Source organism: Bifidobacterium sp. LH_450, assembly GCF_056356715.1.
Window position 1 is genome coordinate 63,219 of sequence record NZ_JBKEUU010000005.1, and the last position, 25,631, is coordinate 88,849.

The 25,631-nt window shown below is 63.1% G+C and carries 19 protein-coding genes; 8 read left to right on the plus strand and 11 right to left on the minus strand.

Translation table 11 applies throughout. The features are described from left to right. The first annotated feature begins 4 nt into the window (after positions 1-4). The 4 genes from AC1AXT_RS07285 (at position 5) to AC1AXT_RS07300 (ending at position 2,870) form a co-directional block, all read left to right on the plus strand. Entirely contained in the window at positions 5-880 is an 876-nt protein-coding gene (locus AC1AXT_RS07285; RefSeq protein WP_476540953.1) for a hypothetical protein, read from the plus strand. Between the two features lie 88 nt (positions 881-968). Beyond that, on the plus strand, positions 969-1,565 hold the full coding sequence (locus tag AC1AXT_RS07290; RefSeq protein ID WP_476540955.1) for a hypothetical protein: 597 nt from the start codon (positions 969-971) through the stop codon (positions 1,563-1,565). Continuing rightward, positions 1,562-2,185, plus strand: a complete 624-nt coding sequence (locus AC1AXT_RS07295; protein WP_476540957.1) for a hypothetical protein — start codon at positions 1,562-1,564, stop codon at positions 2,183-2,185. Before AC1AXT_RS07290 ends, AC1AXT_RS07295 begins: the two co-directional genes overlap by 4 nt. Before the next feature lie 52 nt (positions 2,186-2,237). Then, positions 2,238-2,870, plus strand: a complete 633-nt coding sequence (locus AC1AXT_RS07300) for an ABC transporter ATP-binding protein (protein WP_476540959.1) — start codon at positions 2,238-2,240, stop codon at positions 2,868-2,870. 178 nt (positions 2,871-3,048) lie between these two features. On the opposite strand, the gene AC1AXT_RS07305 is transcribed toward AC1AXT_RS07300, so the two are convergent. Then, a complete protein-coding gene (locus AC1AXT_RS07305) occupies positions 3,049-5,226 on the minus strand; it encodes an alpha-galactosidase (protein ID WP_476540961.1) in 2,178 nt (725 codons plus the stop codon). 341 nt (positions 5,227-5,567) lie between these two features. Here AC1AXT_RS07305 and AC1AXT_RS07310 point away from each other — a divergent pair, with 341 nt between their 5' ends. Then, positions 5,568-6,320, plus strand: coding sequence for a hypothetical protein (locus tag AC1AXT_RS07310; protein WP_476540963.1), 753 nt, complete (start codon positions 5,568-5,570; stop codon positions 6,318-6,320). Between the two features lie 134 nt (positions 6,321-6,454). Beyond that, on the plus strand, positions 6,455-7,075 hold the full coding sequence (locus tag AC1AXT_RS07315; RefSeq protein ID WP_476540964.1) for a YesL family protein: 621 nt from the start codon (positions 6,455-6,457) through the stop codon (positions 7,073-7,075). A 176-nt stretch (positions 7,076-7,251) separates the two neighbouring features. Here the strand turns inward: AC1AXT_RS07315 and AC1AXT_RS07320 are convergent, their stop codons facing one another. The 7 genes from AC1AXT_RS07320 to AC1AXT_RS07350 all read right to left on the minus strand — a co-directional run bounded on the left by AC1AXT_RS07320 (position 7,252) and on the right by AC1AXT_RS07350 (position 18,824). Next, positions 7,252-8,298: a LacI family DNA-binding transcriptional regulator gene (locus AC1AXT_RS07320; RefSeq protein ID WP_476540966.1), complete on the minus strand. Its 1,047-nt coding sequence runs from the start codon at positions 8,296-8,298 to the stop codon at positions 7,252-7,254. A gap of 211 nt (positions 8,299-8,509) precedes the next feature. Further along, positions 8,510-11,233, minus strand: coding sequence for a glycoside hydrolase family 2 protein (locus AC1AXT_RS07325; RefSeq protein ID WP_476540968.1), 2,724 nt, complete (start codon positions 11,231-11,233; stop codon positions 8,510-8,512). Positions 11,234-11,294: 61 nt separating this feature from the next. After that, positions 11,295-12,227 carry a carbohydrate ABC transporter permease gene (locus AC1AXT_RS07330; protein ID WP_476540970.1) on the minus strand — a complete coding sequence of 311 codons (933 nt, stop codon included), beginning with the start codon at positions 12,225-12,227 and terminating at the stop codon, positions 11,295-11,297. Continuing rightward, the gene (locus AC1AXT_RS07335) at positions 12,220-13,332 is read right to left on the minus strand and encodes a carbohydrate ABC transporter permease (protein ID WP_476540972.1); all 1,113 of its coding nucleotides are present in this window, start codon (positions 13,330-13,332) and stop codon (positions 12,220-12,222) included. Before AC1AXT_RS07335 ends, AC1AXT_RS07330 begins: the two co-directional genes overlap by 8 nt. A gap of 285 nt (positions 13,333-13,617) precedes the next feature. Continuing rightward, positions 13,618-14,991, minus strand: a complete 1,374-nt coding sequence (locus AC1AXT_RS07340; RefSeq protein WP_476540974.1) for an ABC transporter substrate-binding protein — start codon at positions 14,989-14,991, stop codon at positions 13,618-13,620. 478 nt (positions 14,992-15,469) lie between these two features. After that, a complete protein-coding gene (locus AC1AXT_RS07345; protein WP_476540976.1) occupies positions 15,470-16,852 on the minus strand; it encodes an ABC transporter substrate-binding protein in 1,383 nt (460 codons plus the stop codon). A 598-nt stretch (positions 16,853-17,450) separates the two neighbouring features. Beyond that, on the minus strand, positions 17,451-18,824 hold the full coding sequence (locus tag AC1AXT_RS07350) for a GH1 family beta-glucosidase (protein ID WP_476540978.1): 1,374 nt from the start codon (positions 18,822-18,824) through the stop codon (positions 17,451-17,453). A gap of 227 nt (positions 18,825-19,051) precedes the next feature. On the opposite strand from AC1AXT_RS07350, the gene AC1AXT_RS07355 reads away from it, so the two are divergent. Both AC1AXT_RS07355 and AC1AXT_RS07360 read left to right on the plus strand, forming a co-directional pair. Next, positions 19,052-20,182, plus strand: coding sequence for an SGNH/GDSL hydrolase family protein (locus AC1AXT_RS07355; RefSeq protein ID WP_476540980.1), 1,131 nt, complete (start codon positions 19,052-19,054; stop codon positions 20,180-20,182). A gap of 130 nt (positions 20,183-20,312) precedes the next feature. After that, positions 20,313-22,664 (plus strand): sialate O-acetylesterase family protein, encoded by a 2,352-nt coding sequence (locus tag AC1AXT_RS07360; protein WP_476540982.1) that lies wholly within the window; start codon positions 20,313-20,315, stop codon positions 22,662-22,664. Between the two features lie 90 nt (positions 22,665-22,754). Here the strand turns inward: AC1AXT_RS07360 and ilvC are convergent, their stop codons facing one another. From ilvC to AC1AXT_RS07375, 3 genes are all read right to left on the minus strand, one after another. Further along, entirely contained in the window at positions 22,755-23,810 is a 1,056-nt protein-coding gene (ilvC, locus tag AC1AXT_RS07365) for a ketol-acid reductoisomerase (protein WP_476540983.1), read from the minus strand. Between the two features lie 446 nt (positions 23,811-24,256). Then, entirely contained in the window at positions 24,257-24,640 is a 384-nt protein-coding gene (locus AC1AXT_RS07370; RefSeq protein ID WP_476540985.1) for a fluoride efflux transporter FluC, read from the minus strand. Continuing rightward, complete coding sequence (locus AC1AXT_RS07375; protein WP_476540987.1) at positions 24,640-25,629, minus strand: FluC/FEX family fluoride channel; 990 nt, start codon at positions 25,627-25,629, stop codon at positions 24,640-24,642. Before AC1AXT_RS07375 ends, AC1AXT_RS07370 begins: the two co-directional genes overlap by 1 nt. Between the last annotated feature and the right edge of the window lie 2 nt (positions 25,630-25,631).

The following is a 25,631-nucleotide window of genomic DNA, read 5'->3' on the forward strand; positions in this document are numbered from 1 at the left end:
ATTCATGCCGGATGGGTCTCATAGGGAATCTTTTCAGTGGATAATGCGGTATCTTCTGCGGCGAGGGCTAGGCGGCTGGCGCTTCATTGCCGTGGTGGGTATTTCCATAGGGCTGGTAGGGCTCCAATTCTGGACAACGCATTTCGCGAGCTACGTTATTCCCGAACACGAACCGACGTTTCTGAGCGATGTCATGCTGTTCAGCCAATACGGTAGTAGCTCGGAACTCTATTTGTTCGTGCTGCCTCTGCTCGCCTCATGGCTCGGTGGCGGCACTATAGCGAGCGAACTGCGCTGCCGTCGTTTCACACCAATTGCTGTGCGGTCCGGTCGACATGTGACAGTGGGCGCCAGTGCGTGCGCCGGCTTCGTTTTGGGGATGATAGGCGGAATCTTTCCTCTTGCTTTGAATCTTTGCGTTGCGGCGGCGGCTAATCCGCGACTCGTTTTCATCGACGGGACTGAATTTACCTCCGACAACGTTGCGCTGCAGAAATACGTTTTAGTTTCCAGCCGTTCTTGGTTATATCCCCTGTATGAACGGAACCAGATTCTCTTCATTATTGCCGTCGTCGGCATTGTATGCGGTCTCTCCGGTCTATTCGCTTTATTATCGGTCGCAATCTCGCTCATCGTTTCGAACGGCTATCTGGAGATATTCGTTCCGTTCGTCGTGAATCTTGTGTGGTGGATGGCTCCAACCCTTACAGACGGTTTGATTCCAGATGAATGGAGTCCGCTTATTTTCCTCTTCGTATCCATTCCAAGCGCCACGGGTCACGAAGCGCATAACGCGCTTGGATGTGCACTGACGCTTGCATTGCTGGCCATCACAGCGACTGCGCTTTTCAGGACAGGACGGGCCCATGATATCGACTAGGGTTTCCCGACAGTACAAGCCGCTCCCGCCGTCTCCTCTTGCACGGTGGTTTGCGTTAGCGCTGTGTATCGGATGTTCGATATATGGTTTGTCGATTTTGCGTGATTCCAGTGGGTTGGTGGAAGATTATGCCGGTTTCATGACCATTGGAGCTGCTGAGGCGGTGTTACCGGCGGCACTCGGAACGATTTGCGTACATCGGTACCAGATTGGTTCATTCGAAGCGGTACGCATGCCCCGAGAGCGGACAGTTACGCGGAATACCGCATTGATTGCAAAAGTCGCTATATGCTCGGCTGCAATTGCAGTGTTCGCATTGGCAATCATCGACGCTGATGACGTAGGCGCTCAACCTTTGATGGCTCTATCGCTGCTGGGCATCGCATTTGCGCAGCTAGTCATGATGACAGTTTCAGTAGGTATCGCATTGATGGCGCTGCATGCAATGGGAATCCAATGGATGCTGCTGACCGCCTTGGCAATTGCGTTCTATGTACTGGTCGACTGGATTTTCCTTCCTCTTGGCGGGGAGTGGGGATATGTATTTTGCTATTTCTGGTATCCCATCTCCCCCTCCTGGACGGTGGTGTGCTGCAGGCAGATTGTTCCGTTTGCAGTTTTCTCCGCAATCGCGTTTGCGCTCGCGCGTGCAATCGAAATCCGACGAGACAGATTGGAATCATGATGAGTGCCCGTCACATAGCGCGCGCGGCATTATGCATCGTATACGCAATCGTGCTGTTCCGGTTTTTCCAGTCCGGCTTAGATCCCTCTGTTTTCGTGGGCATGATCCGCCCTGGAACGGCAGGAACGAGCGTACCCCTAGCAGACAATATGTATTCAGCTGCCTTCGCATTCTGCGGCGTTATATTGCCGATGGGAAGATTGGAAGATTATTTGTCCGAGCCACGCTACTTTGCATACGTTCGGCAACGTCGTTCGCTGGCGCTCTTCTCCAAGTACGCAGCCCGAGTTGCCCTGTACAGCATCCTGTTCTCCGCGCCTCAGGCGGCACTGGCGGCAGCCATCGTGCCGGAAGCGGACCGCGGCACGTTGTGGACGACGACTTGCTGCGGAGCGATGATGCTCATTGTGATGCTGTTCATGCGCTGCTTCGGGCATCTGCTACGCGCTGATGGCATTGGGTACGCAATGCCAATCGCACTGTTTTGCACCCTTGTCGCCTCTCGCCACGTCGCTGTTTGGTTTGCGAATCCATCACACTGGGGACTCTTGCTGGGGGTTCTAGCCATTGGCTTCGCCATAGGAGACGCAGCGCTGTTTCACAGGTACGAAATCATCTGAAGATAACGAGAAGACTAAGCGCCTATAACGCTTAAGAACGATTGGAGAAATAATGTCCATTGCGATGCGAGACTACACAAAGAGCATTAAGCGGACGACAGTGCTTGATGCAGTGAATGTTACGTTTGATAGCGGGAAAATCCATGGGATCGTAGGTCCGAATGGATCTGGCAAGACGATGCTGCTGCGCGCTATATGCGGTTTCATTCACCCCGATTCAGGATGCGTGGAAATCGACGGGGAACCGGTAGGATTCAACCGTCCGCTACCATCGCCAATGGGCGTCATTATTGAAACGCCAGGGTTTTGCCTGCATGAAACCGCCATGGAAAATCTGAAATATCTTGCTGGCATCAGCGGGCGATTCGACGCGGACGAAACAGCCCGTTTACTGGATGTATTCGGCCTGTACGAACACCGTAATCAGAAAGTCAAATCCTTCTCACTGGGCATGCGTCAAAAGCTGGCCATCGTGCAAGCGCTCATGGAACACCAGCCGATTGTACTGCTGGACGAACCCACCAATGGCCTGGACGAGGAATCGGTAGAAGTGTTCCTCGAAGAAATGCAACAGCAACGAAACGCTGGAAAAACCATTCTCATTGCCACTCACCATTCAGCGGAACTGGAACAGGTGGCGGACCGCCTACACCATATATCGCACGGTTCCTTGCGCCAATCCTGAAGAGATGCCGCGCGCGAGAAGCTGCCCACGCCCCGGCGAAGTAGGAACGCAAGCGTGTCCCCTACTTCGCCGAAAAGCATCGGCAGCCTAATGCGCTAACAGCCCACGAAACGCAGGCCTGGCATGAGCGCGTCAACCACACACAGGCCGTAGGCGCCTATGTACCTAACTACCCGCGCTACGCGCGCTGCACGTCCAGCACGATGGCCTGCAGCGGCCACAGCGGCGGCAGCTGCAGGCCGACCTGGGCAAGCAGCGCGCCGGACACGGCGAAGCCTTCCGGCGAACGCGCGGCGCGGACCCAGGCCGGGGTGTTCCAGCCCCAGCGCGCTTCGCCGATCTCCTCGCGCAGCCGTACGCGGTACGTCGCGCCGGCATCCAGCGCCGGCATCCGCAGCCGTTCGGTGAGTACGTCGCGCAGGTTCGTCACCGTCGCGACGACCCACACGGCCCGCGAGCCGTCCGCGGCCACGACACCGCGCCCGCGCAACGCCGGATCCTTGAAGTCGGCATGGTGCACCTCGCCGGAGTGCAGCAGGCCGCGCAGCTCCTTGACGAGCGCGACGAACCGGCCGATCTGCGCCTGCTCTTCCTCGGAGCATTCCAGCAGGTTCCATTCGAAGCCCGGGCAGCCTTCCAGCGAAATGGCCATGCGGTACGACAGGTCGGTCGCGCGCCACGTCGAGTGCGCCGGAGACGGCCCGACGTGCGCTCCGATCATTTCCGGCGGCACGATCAGCTCGGTATAGCGCTGGATGTCCACGCGGTCGCGCGGATCGTTCGAGTCGGACGCCCAGATCCGGTCGGCGTGCTGCAGGATGCCGGCGTCGGTGCGCGCGCCGCCCGACGAGCAGCTTTCGATTTCCAGCCCCGGGAACTCGCGCTTGAGTTCGTCGAACAGCCGGTAGCATGCCATCGTCTGCGCGTGCAGCCCGTAGCGCCCGTCGTGCACCGGCTCGGTGACGTCGCGGTTATGGTCCCACTTGATGTAGTCGATGCCGAGCTGCCCGATCAGCGCCGCCATCTGGTCGTGCACATGCGCGTACGCCGCCGGGTTCGCCAAGTCGAGCACGTACTGCGTACGGTAGCTCAGGTCGCCGCGGTACGGCACGGCGTCCGGCGCCGCGAGAATCCATTCGGGGTGCTCGCGCGCCAGGTCGGAATCAAGATTGACCATTTCCGGCTCGAACCACAGCCCGAACTGCATGCCGAGCTCGTGGACGTGCCCGGCCAGCGCATCGAGCCCCTGCGGCCACACGTCCGGATCGACGACCCAGTCGCCCAGCCCCTTCGTATCGTCGCGCCGTTCATGGAACCAGCCGTCGTCCAGCACGAACCGCTCGACGCCGGCGGCCGCGGCGACGTCGGCGAGCCGCAGCAGGGTCGCCTCGTCATGGTCGAAATACACGGCTTCCCAGGTATTGAGCGTCACCGGCCGCTCGCCGCTCACGTGCCCCGGCAGCGAGCGCAGCCAGCGGTGGAAGCGCGCCGCCATGCCGTCGAGGCCGCCGTCCGACCACGAGAAGCACACCTGCGGCGTTTCGTACGACTCGCCCGGCTCCAGCTGCACTTCGCCGGGGCCGAGGAGTTCCGAGGCGCCGAACAGCGCTTCGTGCTGCGGCAGATTATCCAGCCGGTACGTCTGGTTGCCGCTCCACGCCAGGTGGCATCCCCACGTTTCGCCGGCGCCCCACTGCGGCTCGCCGTCGGTGGCGATGAACATCCACGGGCTTTCGTGGCTCGTCTTGCCGTGCCGGCAGTCGCGCGTCACCGAGCCGACCGGCAGCGGCCCGGTCGCCGGCTGCTTTTCCAGCGGCCACCGCCCGGTGAACTGCGTCAGATGGTCGGCGCGCCGCGGCAGCGGCATCGTCGCGTCGAGCCAGTTGACGCTCAGCGGCGCGCCATCGTCCGCCGTATTCGTCACCTTCTGCCGCACGATGAGCAGGCCGCCCGGCTCCAGCTCCAGCGTCGTTTCAAGGGCCACGGCGTTGCCGGCATCGTTCGCCCGCACCGTTACGGCAACGGTATTGCCGTCCTCTCTACGAGATTCCACCGCCGTGCTTCCCCAGCGCATGAACACCGGCGCCGTACCGCGCCAGGCTTCCAGGCCGGGGCGGCCGGCCCATCCTTCGGCGCCCTGCGGCAGCAGCGACGGCCGCAGCGCCGCGTCCGGCTTTTCGTCCGGCGTCGTCACCTTCAACGTCATCATGTCGAGCGCGGCGAGCGTCGCCTCGTCGCTGCCGACGCCGAAATCGCGCCCCCAGTATTCCACCTGCGGCATGTCGTTTTCGGGGGTCTTGAGCACCACGCACACCCCGTCGCGGCGCATCACCACATGCGAACCCTGATCAAACATCGTCGTCCTCTCGTTCCGTGCAACGGACGTGTTCGCTTCGGTGCGGTTGCGTCCGTTTCAGTTCGTTTAGTGCCAAAGCCACGCCGCAGGGCATGCGGTATTGACTTTTCCGTTTCAACAGTATATATTAAGCGGTTAAGTAGCACAATACCGGCCTGAGTGTTGCACGCGAACGAGGCATCGGACGCCGTACGGAACCGTTGCACGCAAGCGCCGAGCGGGGTGCCGGGCGCCGGCGGCGCAGAAGCCGCGGGGCGCCGTTTCCAGCGTGAAGGTTCCCAGCGGAATCTAGCATAATGAAACCACGCACACCCCACCCAGGCCGAGGAGAGGAGCGGGCGATGAACGGGCATCCAGCGGTACCGCAGAAGCTGACCGAAGAGCAGCAGGCGGCGATTGCGACGCTGACCGAGGCGCCGCAGTACGCCGGCGAATCGAAGCTGAAAATCTTCTTCAAGATTCCTTGGCGGCAGAAAGCCGCGTATTTCAAAACGCATTTCCTCGTGCCTACCATCGGCGCCATCTGCGTCGTCGCGCTCGTGACGTTCATGCTGTTCAGGTTCCTCGTGCCGTCCCCGAAGCCGGCGCTGTACGTCGCCGTGCTCGAGGACGCGCTGCCGATCACGTCGGCGCAGACGCTGCAGGATAGCTACAGCGAGCGGCTCGGCGACGACGTCACCGTCGACGACTATTTCGACATGTCCGACGACGGGCTCTCGAAGCTGCAGACAATGATCTCCAACAAGGAAATCGACGTCGTCATCGCGCCGGAATCGGTGTTCTCCGAACTCGCCGGCTACGGGTATTTCGGCGAGCTGTCCAGCGTGCTCACGTCGTCGCAGCAGCAGTCGCTGGGCACCTACGCGGCGAACTTCAACGGCTACAACGACGGCGATGAATACGATTCGTACGACACGTCCGGCTCCGGCAAGGGCGAGTCGCTGCCGTACGGGCTGGAGCTGGCCGACGCCGGCGGATGGACGGCGCTCGAGGACGCGAACGACACGGCGCTGGCCGGCGTCGTCGCCAACACGACGCGCGAATCCACCGCGCAGAATTTCCTCAGCTACCTGTTCGACGGCAAAGGCAAGTAAACGGCGCCGGCGCTACGGCTTCTCCGCGCCAACGCAGGCGCCGTCGGAAGCCACCTGCCTCCTCCCCCGCCCCACAAACCCGCACCCACGTACCAGCAACGCAAGAAGACCCACGCAAGAAAGCGAGCGCAACGATGTCCGCACGAATCTTCCAGCAAGACAACCCCTACAATGCCGTCATGAACCGCATCGGCGACCTGGCGATGCTGTCGGTCGCCTGGTTCATCGGCTGCATCCCGATCTTCACCATCGGCGCGTCGACGCAGGCCGCGAACGAAGTGGCGCGGCAGATGCTCGAAGGCACCGATTCGGGCATTTTCCGCGGCTATTGGAAGGCGTTCAAGCGCCGCTTCGGCACCAGCGCGCTGCTGACGCTGTTCCTCGGCATCTTCTGGGGGCTCGCGGCGTTCGACCTGTGGATCATGTCGGCGCAGACCGGCGACACCGCAAGCCTGATGTACGGCGTCACGCTCGCCGTCATCGTCTGCGTCGGCACGCTGCTCGCCTACGTGCTGCCGCTCGCGTCGCGCTCGAAGCTGAGCGCCTGGGGGCAGGTCAAGCGCTCGGTCAAGGTCGCCATCGCCAAGCCGCTGCCGGCGCTGCTGATCATGCTGATGGACGTGCTGCCGGTCGTGCTGCTGCTGTGGCTGCCGACGGCCGTCGCCTGGGTACCGCTGCTGTGGTTCGTCATCGGCGGCGGCCTGACGGCATGGCTCACGATGGCACTGATGCGCCGCAACTTCGACCTGGACTAGCGGGGCGGCGGCCACGGTAGGCCGCTTATCCATGACAGCAGTACCAGCCGCACCGCAACCCACAACAGATACGGAAACACATACGCAAAAGGGGCGCCCGGAAAAACCGGGTGCCCCTTCTCATTGCAGTCCTTGCCGTTGCCGCCACGTCACCGACGCGGCTTGCGGCTGCCCCGTCAGTCGACGGCGGTGACGACGGCCGGCGCCGGGCCGGTAGATTCGCGCACTTCCAACCGGTACGATGGCTCCTCGACGATGCCGACTTCCTCGCCGTTGATGAGCTTGAGCAGCAGCGACGCGGCCATGCGCCCCGACTCGACGATATTGCGGTTGAGCGCGGTGATGTTCGGGTGCGCGGCCATGCACATGAACGAATCGTCCCAGCTGATGATCGACAGCTCGTCCGGCACCTTCACGCCGAGCACGTTTGCCACGCTCTGCCCGGCCAGCGCCATCACGTCGTTGTCGTAGATGATCGCGGTAGGCCGCGGCGTGACGCTCAGCAGCCGCTTCGTGGCGTCGGCGCCGGCTTCCGGCGTGTAGTCAGTATGCAGGCAACGGTAGCGGATGCCCATTTCGGACGTGATTTCGGAGAACGCGGCGTCGCGGATGTACGAGTGGCCGAGTTCCTCCGGCCCGGCGACGCGGGCGATGTTGCGGTGGCCGAGGTCGACCAGATGCCGCACCGCCATGCCGCAGGCGCCGGCATCGTCGCTGCTCAGCGTCGGCAGGCCGGCGGTCAGCGACGCGTCGGCGATGGCGAGCGTGCTGACGTCCGGATTCGCCTTCATCAGCTCGATGCGCGGGTCGCCGATTTCCAGATTCGTCAGCAGCAGGCCGTCGATATCGCCGGTGGCGATCCAGTCCTCCATGATCGCCCGCTCGTCGTCCTCGCCTACCGACAGCCGCACGAGCATCGAATAGTCATGCTCTTCGAGTTCCGCCCCCAGGCCGGAAATGAGCCCCATCATGTACGGCTCGACCGACAGCAGCTCCGGATCGTAGCCAAGCACGAGTCCGATACGCCGCGTTTTCGACTGCGCTAGCGACTGGGCAGCCCCGTTCGGCTTCCAGCCGAGTTCGTGCGCCACGCGCAGCACTTTCTCGCGCGTCGCGGCCGAAACCCCCGGCTTGCCGTTCAGCGCATACGATACGGCGCTGCTGGAAACGCCCGACGCTTTCGCCACGTCGAAAATCGTCACTTTCCCTTTTGCTCCGCCCATGCTTGCTCTCCGTTTTCTTCAGGTCGGCTGCGCTCCGCCGGCGCCAACCCCTCCGCTTAAGTTCTTAAGTAAGATTTTAAGCTCCCCGGTAGGCATCGTTGCCTAAATACTATATTTTGGAGCGGTTGAAGCGTTTCAGTCGATGTTGTTGTCCAATGGAAACGGCGGCGGCGGGGAATCCTGTGCACGATTCCCCGTCGCCGCCGCGAGATCACCAGTTGCGCTTGAGGTCGTTCGCCGAGCGCAGCACGTTGGCCGCGGCGAACGTAGCCGGGTCGGCGTTGATGCCGGTGGCGATGCGCAGCGTCGCCGTTTCGCCCGGCAGCAGCGACACGAGGCCGTTGTCGACGCGGGCGTCCGGATCGATCTTGTCGGCCATGCAGAACAGGTCGCGCACGTAGCCGTTGGCGTGCACGTCCAGCTCGACGCCGCCGTCGATGCTGCGCGCCTCGACGCTGAACGCCTCAGCCGGCGCCGCAAGCTGCTGGTCTACCACTTCGGCGCCGTTGTAGATGGTTCGGGCGAACGCGCCGGCAGACGGCGTCGCGACGATCAGTTCGCGCGTCGGGTCGTCGAACGTGCCCAGCGTTTCCGGCAGCGCGAGCTCGAGCGAGCCATTCGCGTCGACATGCACGCCGGTGAACGTTTCGCTGGCGAGCACGGTGCCGTCCAGCGCAATGCGCTCGACGGTCCAGTCGCCGTCCCAGGGCTGGCGGGTGTCGTTGACGAGCACGAGCGCCAGATGGTCGTCGGTGTCGCCGTAGGCGGTGCCTTCCCAGAAGTGCGTCGCCTTGTACTCTTCGGACGTGCGCGGCTGGATCGTCGCCAGCTGCGGCGCGAAGAAGTCGCGCGAGGCGTACCACAGCGGCTTGCGATGGCCGTCGAAGTCCACGGCCGCCCAGGAGACGACCGGCCAGTCGTCATTGAGCTGCCAGATCAGCGTGCCGGCGTTGACCGGCTCGAGCGAACGCATGTACTCGACGCCGAAGCGCAGCGCCTGCGCCTGCTGGAGCTGGCACGCCCAGTGCCAGTCTTCCAGGTTGCTCCAGTCGTCGGTCGGAATCAGCCAGCTGTGAGGGCCGTCGGACGGCTTGCCGTTGACGACGCCGCCGAAGCTCACGTCGGAGAGCTTGCCCGGCGTCAGGTGGCCGCGCATGCCGCGGGCGAGCTTGTAGTTGCCGCCGGAGGCCTTCTGGTGCACGAGCATCTGCGGGCCGAACGGATCCATCGGCTCGTCGTGCACGGCGCGCACGAGCGTGCTCCATGCCGGGGGCGCTTGGTAGCCGAACTCGTCGGCGAAGCGCGGGGTATGGTCTCGGAACGTGCGGTAGTCCTGGCGGTTCCACACCTCCCACAGATGCATCGTGCCGTCGCCGTCGGCGTTGGCGCCGACGTACTTCGTGAAGCTCATCGGGGAGCTCGGCAGGTAGACGTGCGTCGGGTCGAGCTCGGCGAGCAGCTGCGGGAACAGCTCGCTGTAGTAGTAGTCGCCCCAGCCCTTCTCGCCGTAGCCGAATTCGTTGGCCGGCAGGTCGTCGTCGCGCAGCGCCTGCTTGTGGCCACCCCATTCGGCGTAGGCCTGCCAGTTCTCGTTCGAGCCGTTCCATACCACGAGGCTCGGGTGAGAGCACAGCCGCACGATCTGCTCGCGCGCCTCCTCTTCGATTTCGTGGCGGTTCTCGGCGTCCTCGGGGAACGCGCCGCAGGCCAGCATGAAGTCCTGCCAGACCATGATGCCGTATTCGTCGCACAGGTCGTAGAACTCGTCGGACTCGTAGATGCCGCCGCCCCAGATGCGTACCATGTTGCAGTTCGATTCAACGAGGTCGTCGATGGCGCGCTGGTAGTCGGCGCCATCCACGCGGCTCGGGAACGCATCGTCGGGGATCATGTTGTAGCCGCGGGCGTGCACCGGCACGTCGTTGACGTAGATCTGGAACGGGCGGCCGATTTCGTCGGCGCGGGTGTCGACGTGCACGTTGCGGAAGCCGACATGGCCCTTCCAGCGCGCATCGGAACCGTCCTCGTCGCCGGCATGCACGTCGACGTCGTAGAGGAACTGCTCGCCATAGCCGCGCGGCCACCACAGCTTGGCGTCGGGGGCGGCGATCGTCACCGTCGTTTCGTTGCGGCCCGGCTCGATGGTGCCGGTCGCTTCGAGCTCGGTATCGGCGCCGCTGAGCGTGACGTGGACGGGAACGGCGCGCTGGGCCGCCGTCGCCTGGTCCGGCGACATGACGCGGCCGGAACCGGCACGCTCGATCCTGACATGGCAATCCAGGATCCCGGTGCCGTTCGCGGCGACCTGCACCAGCGGCCGCACTTCGGCGATACGCACGCCGCTCCACGAATCTATGCCGATTTCACGCCAGATGCCGGCGTTGGCGACGTCGATGCCCCAGTCCCAGCCGAACGTATAGCAGGCCTTGCGGATCTGGTTGAACGCGTGATGCTCGGTGTGCGGATAGTAGCCGCGCTGCTGTTCCTTCATGTCGGAATAGCGCACCGGGCTCATGAACGTCACCGTCAGCTCGTTCGCGCCGTCGCGCAGCAGCGCGCGGATGTCGTAGCGGTAGGAGCGGTGGGCGTTGGCGGTCTGCGCGACCGGGTCGCCGTTGACGGCGATCGTCGCGACGGTGTCGAGGCCGTAGCACACGAGGTCATGGCGTTCGTTGCCGTCGTCATGCCAGGTGAAGTTGCACGTGAAACGCCAGTCGACGTCGCCGATCCACTGCTGCTTCGTTTCGTTGTCGCCGTCGAACGGGTCGTCGATCAGGCCGGCGGCGAGCAGGTCGAGCGTCGCCTCGCCGGGAACGGTGGCCGGAATGCCGGCCACCAGCTTCGCGCGCAGCTCTTCGGGCACGCGCTCCGGGTTGGCCGCCGTCAGCGTCCATCCGTCATGCAGCGGAACAAAGGTGCTGGAAACGTGAGTCATTGCAATCAAATCCTTCTATTCAGGTCCCCGCCGAGCGGGGACCGGTGGGCCGGCGCTGGAACTACTCCTTGACGGCGCCGGCTGCGACGCCGCTGTAGATCTGCTTCTGGAAGATCAGGAACAGGATCAGCGCGGGCAGCAGCGTGACGATGACGCCGGCGCAGATCAGGTTGTACTTGGATCCCTGCGGGCCGGTGAAGGCGTACAGCGAAATCGCGACGGTGCCGATCTTCGACTTGTCCTGCAGGTACAGGTTCGCCGCATAGTACTCGTTGTAGATCGCGACGCCCTTGAGGATCAGCGCGGTGACGATGGCCGGCTTCATCAGCGGCAGCAGGATGCGGCTGTAGATCGTGAAGTAGCCGGCGCCGTCGATCATCGCAGCTTCATCGAGCGAGACCGGCAGGTTCTCGAAGTACTGGATGAAGATGTAGATCGAAATGACATCGGTGCCCATCGACATGATGATGTAGCCGGGCAGCGAGTTGATCAGGCCGAGCGTGCTCATGATCTTGTAGATCGCGACTTGCATGGCGATGCCAGGCAGCAGCGAGGCCATCGTGAAGGCGCCGCGGATCAGCGCGTTGCCGGGGAACTCGAAGCGCGACAGCACGTAGGCGAGCATCGTGCCGATGATGGTGGTGAAGAAGCACACGCACACCAGGACGATGAAGCTGTTGCGGAAGGCGACGGCCATGTTCGACAGCTTGAACGCTTCGGCATAGTTATGGAAGTTGAAGAAGTTCTCCGGCAGCGTCATCACCGACGTGTTGCGGTATTCGGTGTCGGTCTTCGCGGCGGTGAACACGCAGGATACCAGCGGCAGCAGGATCCAGAAGGTGATGAACACCAGGCTGAAGTACTTAAGGAACACGAGGATGCCGTGGCGGATATGGTACCAAACGCCGGTGGCCTCGATCTTCTGCTCGTCCATGCGGGTTCCCTTTTCGTCGTTGCGATTGTTTTCCATGAGATTCATCGTTGCGCTAGTCATTTGCGCTCACCGCCTTCGCAGGGATGGCAGCCGCCGGCACCTTCGCCGTGCGCGGCTTGCGGTGGAAATTGAATACCGGGGCGGCGCCGACGCGCACGCGGTTGGCGGCCTTCATCTGGCGCTTGCGGGCGCGCTCGACCTTCTTCGCGTGCTTGCGGGCCTTCTTCGTGCCGTCATCCGCATCGCGGAACAGCAGCCCCATGATGATCTTCTGCAGCAGCGCGCAGATCAGGATGATGACCAGCAGCACGACGGCCATGGCCGAGGCGAGGCCGACCTTCTGGTCGGTGTGGGCGATCTTGTCCATCTGCACGAAGAACGTGCCGGTGCCGTTGGCGCCCGACGTAATGACGTACGGGGCTTCGAAGGAGCTCAGCGAACCGGTGATCGACAGGATGATGTTGAGCACGAGGATCGTCTGGATGCCCGGCAGGATGATGTGCTTGAACTGCTGCCACTTGTTGGCGCCGTCGATTTCGGCGGCTTCGTACATCGAGCTGTCGATCGACATGATCGCGCCGATGAACAGGATCATCGTCTGGCCCAGGTAGCGCCATACGGACGAGAACACCAGCGACCAGTTGTTGATGCTTTGGTCCTTGAGCCAGTACGGCAGCTGGTCAAGCTGGAATCCGCACCATTGCAGCACGGTGTCGAGCACGTAGCCGCGGGTGTAGAAGAACTTGAAGATGAAGCCGATGGCGATGCCGTTGATCAGGTAGGGGAAGAAAATCGAGGCCTTGAAGAACGCGCCGCCCTTGACCTTGAACGCCAGCACGGTGGCCAGGTAGAGCGCGAGCGCGACCTGCACCAGCGCGCCGACCATGTAGTACAGCGACAGCTTGAGCGTCGCCAGCAGGTCGGGACGGGTGAAGACGTCGATGTAGTTCTTCAGGCCGACGTACTTCGGGGTGCCGATGTACTTCATCTTGAAGAAGCTGTATCCGCACATCTGGAAGAACGGCAGGTAGGTGAAGACGACGAGGAGGGCGACCGGCACGATCGAGAAGCCGATGATGACGCCGATCTTCTTCCAGTTGATGGGCTGCTTGTTGTACGGAATCTCGTCCGCCTGGGCTACGGCAGCCGGCTTTGTAGTGCTCATGGTGATCTCTTTTCTTTGCAGAGGTTCCGTTCCGTCGGCGCGTCGTTGCGCGGGGTCGGGGCGGGATTCGCTGGGGTGCGTCCCCGGAAGAATCTGCGCCGGTCCTTCCGGTTCCGCGGGGGAGTTTTCAGTTATGGCTTAAGATTTTGGGGGCCGGCCGGCGCCTCGCCGTACTGCGTTGGCTTGGCGCCGCCCGGTTGCTGTTGATGATGAGGAAAGAACGCCGGCGCGGTCCCGTTCAGGTTGCCTTCAGGGCCGCGGCCCGGCGTAAGCGAGAGGGGGCTCTCACTCGTTTTCTTCGACGGCCGCGGACCACTTCTGGTTCCACTCGGCCATGATGTCGTCGATGGTCTTGCCGTTGTTGGCGGCCTCCTCGACGATGTTCTGGATCTTCTTGCCGTTGCCGTTGTTGATGCCGAGCTCCGAATCGGAGTTGACGTCGGCCAGCAGGTCTTCTTCGCCTTCCTTGGCCGGTTCATCGGTGATCAGCGTGACATCGGAGAAGTTCTCGTAGGTCTCGGGCATGTCCTTGTCGTCGGCGACGATCGGGATGCCGCCTTCGTTCATCGCGTAGCCGGACTTCTCGGTCATCCACTTGACGAAGATCATCGAGGCTTCCTGACGTTCCTTCGAGATGTTCTTGTTGATGCCCATCGAGTAGTTGCCGGCGATGGTGGCGTACTGCTTGCCGTCCACGGTGATCGGGAACGGCATGTAGGAGACGTCGTCGGCGTTGTCGCCGGCCTGCTTCATCTGCGGCACGGCCCAGGCGCCCAGCACCATCGTCGCGATCTCGCCGTTGTTCATCTTCGTCTTGGAGGACTCCCAATCGGTGGTGGAGTAGTCATCCTCGGTCAGGCCATCCTTGACGGCGGTGTACAGCGTGTTGTACACGGCGTAGGCGTGGGTGTCCGGATCCTTGGTGTCCTTGGCGAACGGCTCCTTGGTGTGCGGCAGCTCCTGGTTCATGTACTTGGAGTCGCCGGTGGCGATGCCGCCGATGTAGGCGTCCCAGGCGCCCATGGCCCAGTCCTCGACGTAGTTGGTGTACAGCGGGGTCGCGTCCGTCTTCTCCTTGATGAGCTTCAGGTCGGCGATGAACTCTTCGGGGGTCTTCGGCAGTTCCTTGATGCCGGCCTCCTCAAACACCTTCTTGTTGTACACGACGCCGGAGGTCTGGCCGTCGGTCGGGATGCCGTAGGTCAGGCCATCGTAGGACTTCTCGTCGGCGAGCTTGATTTCCTTCTTCATGTCGGCGACCTCGCCGTACGGCACGAAGTAGTTCTTGAATTCGGAAGCGTCGACCGCCGGAATCATCATGACATCCCAGCTGTCGTTGTTCGACTGCAGGCGGGTCAAGGCCGAATCGGCGTAGTTCGAGTCGGTCTGCACCTTCACCGTGATGTTCGGGTACATCTTGTTGAAGTCCTCGATGTAGGACTTCCAGTTCTTGCCGGCATAGGTGTCGAGGTCCATGTCGGTACGTCCGTTGAAGAACGTGATCGTGGTCTTGATGTCCTCGCCGGTCTTGCCCAGTTCGATTTCCGGGTAGGTCAGATCGGTTTCGTTGCTATCGGATGCGTTGGAGCTGCCGCAAGCAGCCATGCTGACCATGCAGACGGCGGCGACTGCGCCAGCAACGATCTTCTTGAGCTTCATCTTCTTTCCTTCCTTATAGGCGCTTAAGCTGGCCGTAAGCGGTTGGCTTGTCGCCAGCTCAAGTTTCCCGCGATTCGCTCTGCTGCGAGGTGCTCGCGAGCCCTTATCGTTAGGCCTCTCTGCCTGCCTTTGATAAGTTGTATTAACGAGATTAAGCATTGCTCAAGTCTTTGTCAAGCGCTTAAGTTCCGTCGTGTCGCCCCGTTCAGACCGTCGGAAAACGATTACCCATTGGAAAACCTACCGTCACCAATTTTGCCAATATCTCCGAAACCGCTGCAACCTCGGCGTTTCGCGCTGAATCTTCATCCCCGTTTCTCCCGACCATCCCACCCAGCCCCTCCCCGCTGGCTCGCTTTCCGCGCCGCAAAATCCATCATCTTGTCTATTAAGCGCTTAATAGACTTTATGCAAACGCAAAGCCGCCGGCGCGGGAATACCCGGCGCCGGCGGCTGGCAGCAGAACCTTAAGGAAGGGTTACTCGTTTTCCTCCACGGCCGCAGACCACTTCTGGTCCCACTCGGCCATGATCTGGTCAATCGTCTTGCCGTTGGTGGCGGCTTCCTCGACGATGTTCTGGATCTTCGAACCGCCGCCATTCTGGATGGCGAGCTCGGAGTCGGAGTTGACGTCGGCCAGCAGATCCTCTTCGCCTTCCTTGGCAGGCTTGTTGGTGATCAGCGTGACGTCGGAGAAGTTGGAGTATAGGTCAGGCATCGTGTCATCGTCCTTGGCGATCGGGATGCCACCTTCGTTCAGCGCGAAGCCGGACTTCTCCGTCATCCACTTGACGAAGATCATCGACGCTTCCTTGTTCTCCTCGGAGATGTTCTTGTTGATGCCGTAGGAGTAGTCGCCGGCAATCGTGGCGTACTGCTTGCCATCCACGGTGATCGGGAACGGCATGTAGGCAACGTCGTCGGCGTTGTCGCCGGCCTGCTTCATCTGCGGCACGGCCCAGGCGCCCAGCACCATCGTCGCGATCTCGCCGTTGTTCATCTTGGACTTGGAGGACTCCCAATCGGTGGTGGAGTAGTCATCCTCGGTCAGGCCATCCTTGACGGCGGTGTACAGCGTGTTGTATACGGCGTAGGCGTGGGTGTCCGGATCGGAGGAATCCTTCTCGAACGGATTCTTCGTGTGCGGAAGCACCTGGTTGATATAGGTGTCGTCGCCAGTGGCGATGCCGCCGATGTAGTCGTCCCAGGCGCCCATGGCCCAGCTCTCCACGTAGTTCGTGTACAGCGGGGTCGCGTCCGTCTTCTCCTTGATGAGCTTCAGGTCCTCGATGAACTCCTCCGGGGTCTTCGGCAGATCCTTGATGCCGGCCTCCTCGAACACCTTCTTGTTGTACACGATGCCGGAGGTGACGCCGTCGTTGGCGACGCCGTAGGTCATCCCGTCATAGGACTTCTCGTCAGCGAGCTTGATTTCCTTCTCCATGTCGGAGACCTCGCCGTACGGCACGAAGTAGTTCTTGTACTCCGAGGCATCCACCGCCGGGATCATCATGATGTCCCAGCTGTCGTTGTTCGACTGCAGGCGCGTAAGCGCGCTGTCGGCGTAGTTCGAATCGGTCTGCACCTTCACCGTGATGTCCGGGTACATCTTGTTGAAGTCCTCGATATACGACTTCCAGTTCTTGCCCGGATACGTATCGAGGCCCATGTCGGTGCGGTTGCTCAGGAGGGTAATCGTGGTCTTGATATCGGTGCCGGTCTTGCCCAGCTCGATTTCCGGGTAGGTAATCGAACCCGACGAGCTGCTCGAGGAGCTGCTGCTGTTGCCCGACCCGCAGGCTGCCATGCTGACCGCGCACACGGCGGCGATGCCGGCTGCGATGATTTTCTTGGCGTTCATGTGCTCTTCCTTCCAGAAATGTCCCTCAACTCCGAGGAACGCCTACTCGCCCCTGACCTCTCTGTCTTGGTTGTGGCGGGTGATGATTTGAGCATAAAGGCGCCATTTCAGTTTGTCAAACGCTTAAGTACTTTCGGCGTGTTAATTCAGTTAAGGTAAGTTCAGCGTTTCCGCATCACCTTTTGCAACAGCAACGCGGGAGCCAACGTTTTCGGTGGTTCAAGATTCCCTTCCGCGCCTTTCCAACGTTCCCGCTATCAGAATGACATCGTTTTCAAAACTGAAGCGCTTAATCTCCCGAACTGTCTAGGCAAGATTCCTGTCTTTGTATCACCCGCTCGCATGGTCCGTTCTTGCTCAGGCCGCATGTGGAAAACACGGCATCCGCGCTGCCCCTCCCCACCTATTACGGTCCCTCGGGTTCTTCACCTTTTCCAACTAGGGGACCATCTCGCCATCCGCTTGCCTGTTCCGGCATGAACGCCTCAGGAACCCGAGCAACAAATACGGCCTCGTAAAAACGATGGAATTCCAACGTTTTCACGAGGCCGTGTGGCTGGCTCATGTCCTGCTTCACCGGCAGCCGGGAGGAGGCGGACTACTTCGCGCTGTGGGCGGCGATGAAGTCGCGGTACCAGTCGTAGCTGTCCTTGCGGATGCGCTCCTGGGTATCGTAGTCGACGTAGAGCAAGCCGAAGCGCTTGGAATAGCCGAACGCCCACTCGAAGTTGTCCATCAGGCTCCACGCGAAGTAGCCGCGCACGTCGGCGCCGGTTTCCAGCGCGCGCGAGACGGCGTCGAGGTGGCGCTCAAGGTAGGAGATGCGCTCGGCGTCATGCACGGCCTTGACGCCGTCGGGGCCGACTTCGACGCGGTCCGCGCACGCCATGCCGTTTTCCGTCACGACGAGCGGGATGCCGTCGTAGTCGTCGTTGAGCCGCACGAGCACGTCGTACAGCCCTGCCGGGTCGATGTTCCAGCCCATTTCGGTGTGGGGGCCCGGGGTGTCGAGCCAGTCGATGTCGGAGGCGCCCGGAGCCGTCGTCGCCTCGGTCGACTGCGGGAACTGCGGGCGGTCGCTCATCGCCACGAGCGACGTCGAATAGTAGTTGACGCCGAGGGCGTCGATGGGCTGGCAGATCAGGTCGAGGTCGCCGGGGCGGATGAACTCCCAGTCGCAGATGCCCTTCGTGATGGCGAACAGCTCGTCGGGGTAGCGCCCGCGCAGCATCGGGTCGAGGAACACGCGGTTGGCGATCAGGTCGAGGCGGTGCACGGCGTCGGCGTCGCCGCGCGTCACCTGCAGGTTCAGCGTGACGTCGACGTCCGGACCGCTGCCGGCCTGCGCGCGCACGGCCTGGCACATCAGCCCGTGGGCGAGGTTTAGGTGGTGGGCGGCGCGGAACGCAATCGGGCCGCCGCCCAGCCCCGGCGCCTGTTCGGTGGCGCCGTAGCTCAAATGCGCCGCGCACCACGGCTCGTTGAGCGTAATGAACGTGCCGACGCGGTCGCCCAGGCGCCGCGCGACGATGCCGGCATAGTCGGCGATGCGGTAGGCGGTATCGCGGTTGAGCCAGCCGCCGTCATCGCCGAGGTACTGCGGCAGGTCCCAGTGGTAGAGCGTGGCGACCGGATCGATGCCGTATTCAAGCAGCTGGTCGACGATGCGGTCGTAGAAATCCAGCCCCTCTTCGTTCGGCTTGCCGTCCGGCGTCGGAATGATGCGCGGGATGCCGATTGAGAACCGGTAGGCGTTGACGCCCAGGTCGCGCAGCAGCTTCAGGTCGTCGCGCCAGCGATGGTAATGGTCGCAGGCCACGTCGCCGGTATCGCCGCCGAGCGTATGGCCCGGCTCATGGGAGAACGTATCCCAGATCGACGGGGTGCGGCCGCCTTCGCTCGCTGCGCCTTCAATCTGGTACGCCGCCGTCGCCGTGCCGAACTGAAATCCTTCAGGAAACTTGTTGAGCATCGATGCTCCTCCACTTAAGTAGTTAACCGCTTCAGCGTTATGCGGTACCATCGTAACTGAACAAACAGGCATCCCACAATTTTCCGCCGGTTTTTTCGACAGTCGTCCGGATCAATGCCGCGTCCCGCGCCTTGCGTTCGCCGCCGGCCGCAGCCCGGAACCAACGTCGTGGCCGCTGCGGTACCCGGCACGCAAGCCGGACACCGACCGCTGCAAAGGAGCATCACATGCGTTTCATACCCTCCAGCCATCCCGCATTGCGTTACAGCGGCCGCAACGGCATCACGACCGCCGGCAACCCCCTGTGGGTCTTCCCCTATTCCTCCGTGTCGTTCCGCTGCACCGGAACGGCGCTTTCGGTGGTAATTTACAACTTCTGGAACTACGGCGACATCCGCTTGGGCGCCATCGTCGACGGCACGCAGTTCAGCATTCCGCTGCCCACGCCGGCCGAGCCCGACGCCGCCGGCGGCCGCGTCGTACGGCACCCCGACGGCTCGATGACGGTGCGCATCGCCGACCACCTTCCCGACATCGACCACGACGTCACCATCTTCAAGCGGCAGGACGGCGGGATGCACTATCTGGCGCTGCGCGGCATCGAAATCTCCAACAAGGCGTCCATCGCCCAGCCGCAGGGCGAGGCGCCAGCGCGGCGCATCGAGTTCTACGGCGATTCGGTGACGGCCGGCGAACGCAACGAAGCGGTGGAATACTGCGGAAAGGCCGACCCCGAAGCCGACCTGTCCGCGTACTCCAACAGCTGGTTTTCGTACGCGGCGGTGACGGCGCGCAATCTCGGCGCCGACGCGCGGCTGATTGCGCAGGGCGGCATTCCGCTGCTCAACGGCACCGGCTGGTTTCACGACCCGCAGTTCCCCGGCATGGAGCAAATCTGGGATTCCATTACCTATGTGCCGTCGCTCAACGCTGCCAGCGACGGAAGGTTTGCCGTGAAACAACGCGCCGATTTCACGCAGTGGACGCCGCAAGCCGTCGTCGTCGCGCTCGGGCAGAACGATGCGCACCCGCGCGACATCATGGCCGAGGATCCGCGCAGCGAAGCCGCCAATCACTGGCGCCAGCGCTACGGCGAATTCCTCGGGCAGCTGCGGCAGACCTATCCGGACGCGCTGATCGTGGCCGCGACGACGATCATGGAGCACGGCATGGCGTGGGACTGCGCCATCGACGAAGCCGTGCGGCGGCTTGCGGACCCGCGCATCGTGCATTTCCTCTACTCGCGCAACGGCTCCGGCACGCCCGGCCACCCGCGCATACCCGAGGACATGCAGATGGCGATGGAGCTGACGCAGTTCCTGGAAGGGTTCGGCGAGGGGCTGTGGGCGGCGCGCTGAACCATCTCACCTAAGGAAACGCGGCCAACACAACGGTCGAGTTTGCTGGAATCATAGAGAAAGAACCAAACCGAAGCGAACGTAACGCCCGGGAACCGCGACGCAGCATAAGCAGAGGAGAGCGAAGGACATGGGCAATCCAACCGGACCGGCGCCGGGAGCCGGCAACTTCACCGCAGGACGCGCGCACGGAGCGCACGAGGGTGCGGACGACGCCAACGGACCCGCCGACCGCACGCGCGACGGTTCGCTGCGCGTCGCCGCCGTGTTCAGCGACCATATGGTATTGCAGCGGCACCGGCCGATCGCCGTGTTCGGAACCGCGCCGCTCAACGCGAACGTCGAGGTGACGCTGAGCGGCGAAACGGAGGCGACGACGGCGATCACGCGCGTCACGCACGCCGACATCGACCGCATCGTCGCCCAGTTCGGCCCCGACGCCGCGCAGTTCGGCTGGGACGATGGCGACAGCGAGAGCCTACCATGGCTGGTATGGCTCAAGCCGCAGCCGGGGCAGATGGGCTGCACGCTGACGGTGCGTTCCGGTTTCTCCAAGATCGAGTTCAGCGACGTCGCCATCGGCGAAGTCTGGCTGGCGAGCGGGCAGAGCAACATGGAGCTCGAGCTGAAGGACAGCGCCGACAACGCCGGCGCGATGCACCATCCGAACCCGTACGTGCGCTTCTACAACGTTCCCAAGTCCGGCTTCGTCAACGAAATCGACGAAGCGTCGTCCGGCTGGGTGCCGGCGAACCCGCGCACCGTCGGCGCGATGTCGGCGGTCGCCTACCATTTCGCCGACCAGCTGCAGACGGCGTTCGAGGAGCGCTACTGGCGCCGGCTCATGGCAACGGCGCGCAAGATCGCGAAGACCGAGGCCGCGGTGGCGGAAGCCGCCGGCGACGCCGACGAGATGGACCCCGAGGAACCGATCGGCTTCGACATCGTCGACGAGGCGCGCAACAAGCTGCCGGCGCCGTTCGTCGAGGAAAACGAGGACGTCGTCATCGGCATCATCGACTGCTACGTCGGCGGCACCTCGGTGACCTGCTGGATGAGCGAGGAAAACCTCGCCGCCTGCGAACCGGGGCGCGCGTTCCTGGCGCGCTACCGCAACGCCGTCGGCGGCAAGACCGACCGCGAGCTGCTCGCCGAAGCGCGCCAATGGCAGGCGGATTTCGACGCGTACAACGAGAACGTCGCCACCTACCGCGAGCAATGCGCCGCCGCGTATGCCGCCGCGCAGAGCATGCGCGGCGTCGGGCGGCGCCGGCGCACGCCGTGGCTGCCGGATGCGGCGAATTCGCCGGCGCTGGCCGGCAAGACGCCGGTGCCCTCGCCGGAGGAAATCGAGCGGCACTGCGGCACCTGCCCGTGGCCGCCGCCGGTCACGCCGTTCTCGCCGTGGCACACCTGCGGGCCGTTCGAGGGCATGCTCTCGCGCGTCGCTCCCTACACCATCGCCGGCGTGCTGTGGTACCAGGGCGAGGAGGACGAGCCATACGCGGACGACTACGCCGAGCTGTTCGAGCGGATGATCGCCGAGTGGCGCGCGCTGTGGAACCCGGCAGCCGGGCCGTTCGAGCCGCACGCGGTGCGCGGCAAGTTCGCGGGCAACGGCGCGCGTTCCCGGCAGGATACGCCGGGCGGCGCCGCTGCCCCCTCCGTTCAGCATCCGTCGATGCTGGGCAACGTTCCCGAATCAAGATTGCAGCCGGCGCCGCTGCAGCGCGGTGCCAACGGCGCGCGCGGCGCAAAGGGTGAGCCCCAGGAGCCGCTGCCGTTCCTGGTCGTGCAGCTGCCGCAGTTCGTCGACCGCCAGACCGCGGCCGAGGGCGGCGACCTGAACTGGCCGGTACTGCGCGAGGCGCAGCGTGCGGTAGCCGACGCCACCGAAGGGGTCAGCATCATCTCGACGATGGACTGCGGCGAATTCGACAACGTGCATCCGGGCGACAAAACGACGGTCGGCACGCGGCTGGCGCAGACGGCGCTGTCGCAAATGTACGGATTCCGGGACCTGAAGCCCGAGTGCCCAACGTGCGTGGACGTGCATGCCAACGAGCTCGGCGACGCGCTGATCGTGACGATGGAGCATGCCCATCGGTTGTGTTTTACCACCAATCCGATTTCCGTCAAGACGGGTGCGCGCAGCGGGGCGCCATTCACCAATACACGCGGCTCCGACCGCGCCGGCAAGCGTGGCGCTTCGGTGGGGCTGAACGAAACGCTGTCGGGATTCGAAGTGGCTGGCGAGGACGGCGTGTTCCACCCGGCCATCGCGACCATCGTAGCCAAGCACCGCGTCTATGGCTTCCAGGACGAGGACGCCGGCCGCTCCCCCGACACCGTCCAGCTGGTCGTCTCCAGCCCGCAGGTGGAGCACCCGGTCGCCGTGCGCTACGCATGGCACAGCTGGGGCCCGGCACCGCTGTTCAACGGCGGCCACCTCCCGGCCCTCCCCTTCCAGGCCTCCATCTAAACAGGTTGCCCCGCTTCCCGGCGATACTCGGGAAGCGGGGCAACCTGCGTTACGAAAACCCTATGTTCTTAAGGAACCGTCAGGCCAGGCTCACTCCTGGACCTGGGCGCGGGCGATCTTGCCGGTGAAGGAGTTGGCTTCGTCGGCGTCAGCAGCGCCCTCGTTGTTCCAGGAGAACATCGCGCGCAGCTTCGGGCCGACCGTCTCGATGCGGACGTTGGAGTACTCTTCCTGCAGCTGCTTGAACTTCGGGGCGCCAGCATCCTGGTCGTCGATGAATTCCTTGGCGAAGGAGCCGTCCTGGATGCGCTTGAGGTGGTACTCCATGCGTTCGCGGACGTGCTCGTCGATGCAGGTGTTGACGTAGTCGCCGTACTGGGCGGTGTCGGAGCAGCTCCAGCGATCCTTGTTCAGGCCGCCTTCGTTCATCAGGTCGACGATCATCTTGAGCTCGTGGCACACCTCGAAGTAGGCGATCTCCGGCTGGTAGCCGGCGTCGGTGAGGACCTCGAAGCCCATTTCGACGAGCTTGTTGACGCCGCCGAGCAGCACGTTCTGCTCGCCGAACAGATCGGTCTCGGTCTCTTCCTTGAACGTCGTCTTGATGGCGCCGGCGCGCAGGGCGCCGAGAGCCTTGGCGTAGGCCAGGGTCATGTCCCAAGCGTCGCCGCGCGGATCCTGCTCGACGGCCACGACGACCGGCACGCCACGGCCTTCGGTGTACTGGCGGCGCACGATGTGGCCCGGGCCCTTCGGGGCGACCATGAAGACCGGGTGGTCCTCGGACGGCTTGATGTAGCCGTAGTGGATGTTGAAGCCGTGGGCGAAGGCCAGGGCGGCGCCCGGCTTCAGGTTCGGCTCGATGTCGTTCTTCCAGATGTTGCGCTGGTACTGGTCCGGCGCGAGCACCATCACGATGTCGGCTTCGGCAACGGCTTCCGGCACGGTCTTGACCTCGAGGCCCTGCTCCTTGGCGAATTCCACCGACTTGGAGTTCGGGCGCAGGCCGACGACGACGTCGACGCCGGAATCACGCAGGTTCAGCGCGTGGGCGTGGCCCTGCGAACCGTAGCCGATAATGGCGACCTTCTTGCCATCGAGCACCGAGAGATCACCGTCGTTTTCGTACCAGATTTGTGCTGCCATTCTTCTCGCACATCCTTTCTTGTTACCGCAGTGGTATGGCCGCGGGAACACCTTCTGGGTTCTGTCCTCTGGTGCAACCGCCGTTATGCCGCAGATTGCAGGGGGATTGCATTGTCGTTTAGGGATCGTGTCCCCGAACTGCGGTTCAGTTTAGCTAAAAGAGCCGCAGGAGTTTCCCAATGTCCACGTTTCGGAAACCTCTATGAAACACCCGCGGACGCCCCGGTTCCGTACGGTGGACTACCGAAGTTCAAACGGGCTGCACCCGGCCACAACCGCGCTGGAATATATCCCCTCCCCTACATTCCAGTCACTGAGGGCGCTCAGGCGACTGAAACGTAGACTACCCTCCTACATTCCAGTCACTGACAACCCGCAGGCGACTGGAATGTAGAGTTTGGGCTATGTTCCAGTCGCTTGGGTTCTGCTTGACGAGTGCGGGAATGCTAGTGATTCAGGGCGCCGACCCACCAGCCGCCGATGACGCACAGGAACGGAATCATCAAGGAGAGGAAGAAGTACAGCACGCACGTTACCGGATGCTTGCCGCGCAGTAGGCCCACCATTTCGTTGATGGCGGTCGAGAACGTCGAGAAGCCGCCGAGGAAGCCGGTGACGAACAGCAGATAGGTGGAATAGCTCACCGTCTGGTAGAAGTAGGCGCTGGCTGCTGTGCCGGCGAAGAACGCGGCGGCGCAGTTGATGATGAACGTCGACAGCGGGAAGAAATGGCTCCACCAGCGCTGGATGGACGTGTTGAGCACGAAGCGCGCCACGGCCCCCAGTCCCCCGCACCCCATGACGCACAGGAACGTAACCCACGGGCTCATCAGCGCACCTCCCCCGTCTGCGGATTCGGCACGACGGGAATCTCGTCGGTCGTCGGGTTCGCTTCGTCGTCGGCGGCCGCGGCGGCAGGGGCGTTTGCGGCGCCGGTCGCGACGGCTGGATCCGCCGGAACGCGCACGCCGATGGCCGGCTTGGCCCGGCCATCCGGCGTAATCTCCATCATCGCCTTCGCCGAGCGGGAAGCCGTCGCCCTGAGCACGATTACCGAAGCCGCCCACGACACCAGCATGCCGCACAGGAACGTTCCGGCCGAATACAGCACGAGCCCCAGGTACAGGCCGCTATGCAGCGCCGTAATGTCCTCCACCATCATCGCCGACAGCGTCGAGAGGCCGCCGCACATGCCCATGCCCAGGCCGCGCGACGCCAGCTGCCGCGTCCGTTTCCTGATCCAGATCGCGACCGTGCAGAACGTCGACAGCGCCGCGAACAGGAAGCACGCCACCATATTGGCGACGAACGTCGCCGGATGGAACGCCATCAGCAGCGAACCGTCGCCCGCCGCGGTCGGCATCGCCATCCACAGCAGGTAGCGCAGCGCCGTGCCGACGCAGCCGCCGGCGAATACGACGGCGTAGTTGGCCCAGTCCGCGAGCGGATTGAACCGCGGCTGCAGCCGCTTGAGCGGCGCCAGCGGCACCTTCGGAGGGCGGCGCATCGCGGCCGGCCCGGTTGGGTGGGGACTGTTGAGTTCCGCTTCGAGCGCGTCGCGTTCCTCCGGCTTGACGACCGGCTCGGCATGCGCCTGCATGTATTCGCGCTGGGCCTGCTCGAGTTCGATATGGCTTACCGCGCCCGCGTTCGACTGGTCGCCGGGCTCGTGTTCGGTAACGAGGGAATTGGATTCCATCGTTTCGGCGACGAGCTGTTTGAGCTCCGCCTGTTCGTTACGCTCGCCCTGAGGCGTGCCTTCAGATTCGTCCTGCGTCGGCTGCCCTGACGGCGCATTCGTAGTGTTGCGTTCTTCCATGG

Excerpts from the sequence above, each read along its gene's own strand:
- AC1AXT_RS07285 (WP_476540953.1), top strand. The coding sequence starts at position 5 with ATGCCGGATGGGTCTCATAGGGAATCTTTTCAGTGGATAATGCGGTAT.
- AC1AXT_RS07345 (WP_476540976.1), bottom strand. The coding sequence starts at position 16,852 with ATGAACGCCAAGAAAATCATCGCAGCCGGCATCGCCGCCGTGTGCGCG.
- AC1AXT_RS07340 (WP_476540974.1), bottom strand. The coding sequence starts at position 14,991 with ATGAAGCTCAAGAAGATCGTTGCTGGCGCAGTCGCCGCCGTCTGCATG.
- AC1AXT_RS07335 (WP_476540972.1), bottom strand. The coding sequence starts at position 13,332 with ATGAGCACTACAAAGCCGGCTGCCGTAGCCCAGGCGGACGAGATTCCG.
- AC1AXT_RS07295 (WP_476540957.1), top strand. The coding sequence starts at position 1,562 with ATGATGAGTGCCCGTCACATAGCGCGCGCGGCATTATGCATCGTATAC.
- ilvC (WP_476540983.1), bottom strand. The coding sequence starts at position 23,810 with ATGGCAGCACAAATCTGGTACGAAAACGACGGTGATCTCTCGGTGCTC.
- AC1AXT_RS07315 (WP_476540964.1), top strand. The coding sequence starts at position 6,455 with ATGTCCGCACGAATCTTCCAGCAAGACAACCCCTACAATGCCGTCATG.
- AC1AXT_RS07310 (WP_476540963.1), top strand. The coding sequence starts at position 5,568 with ATGAACGGGCATCCAGCGGTACCGCAGAAGCTGACCGAAGAGCAGCAG.
- AC1AXT_RS07330 (WP_476540970.1), bottom strand. The coding sequence starts at position 12,227 with ATGACTAGCGCAACGATGAATCTCATGGAAAACAATCGCAACGACGAA.
- AC1AXT_RS07360 (WP_476540982.1), top strand. The coding sequence starts at position 20,313 with ATGGGCAATCCAACCGGACCGGCGCCGGGAGCCGGCAACTTCACCGCA.
- AC1AXT_RS07320 (WP_476540966.1), bottom strand. The coding sequence starts at position 8,298 with ATGGGCGGAGCAAAAGGGAAAGTGACGATTTTCGACGTGGCGAAAGCG.
- AC1AXT_RS07305 (WP_476540961.1), bottom strand. The coding sequence starts at position 5,226 with ATGTTTGATCAGGGTTCGCATGTGGTGATGCGCCGCGACGGGGTGTGC.
- AC1AXT_RS07370 (WP_476540985.1), bottom strand. The coding sequence starts at position 24,640 with ATGAGCCCGTGGGTTACGTTCCTGTGCGTCATGGGGTGCGGGGGACTG.
- AC1AXT_RS07355 (WP_476540980.1), top strand. The coding sequence starts at position 19,052 with ATGCGTTTCATACCCTCCAGCCATCCCGCATTGCGTTACAGCGGCCGC.
- AC1AXT_RS07375 (WP_476540987.1), bottom strand. The coding sequence starts at position 25,629 with ATGGAAGAACGCAACACTACGAATGCGCCGTCAGGGCAGCCGACGCAG.
- AC1AXT_RS07350 (WP_476540978.1), bottom strand. The coding sequence starts at position 18,824 with ATGCTCAACAAGTTTCCTGAAGGATTTCAGTTCGGCACGGCGACGGCG.
- AC1AXT_RS07300 (WP_476540959.1), top strand. The coding sequence starts at position 2,238 with ATGTCCATTGCGATGCGAGACTACACAAAGAGCATTAAGCGGACGACA.
- AC1AXT_RS07325 (WP_476540968.1), bottom strand. The coding sequence starts at position 11,233 with ATGACTCACGTTTCCAGCACCTTTGTTCCGCTGCATGACGGATGGACG.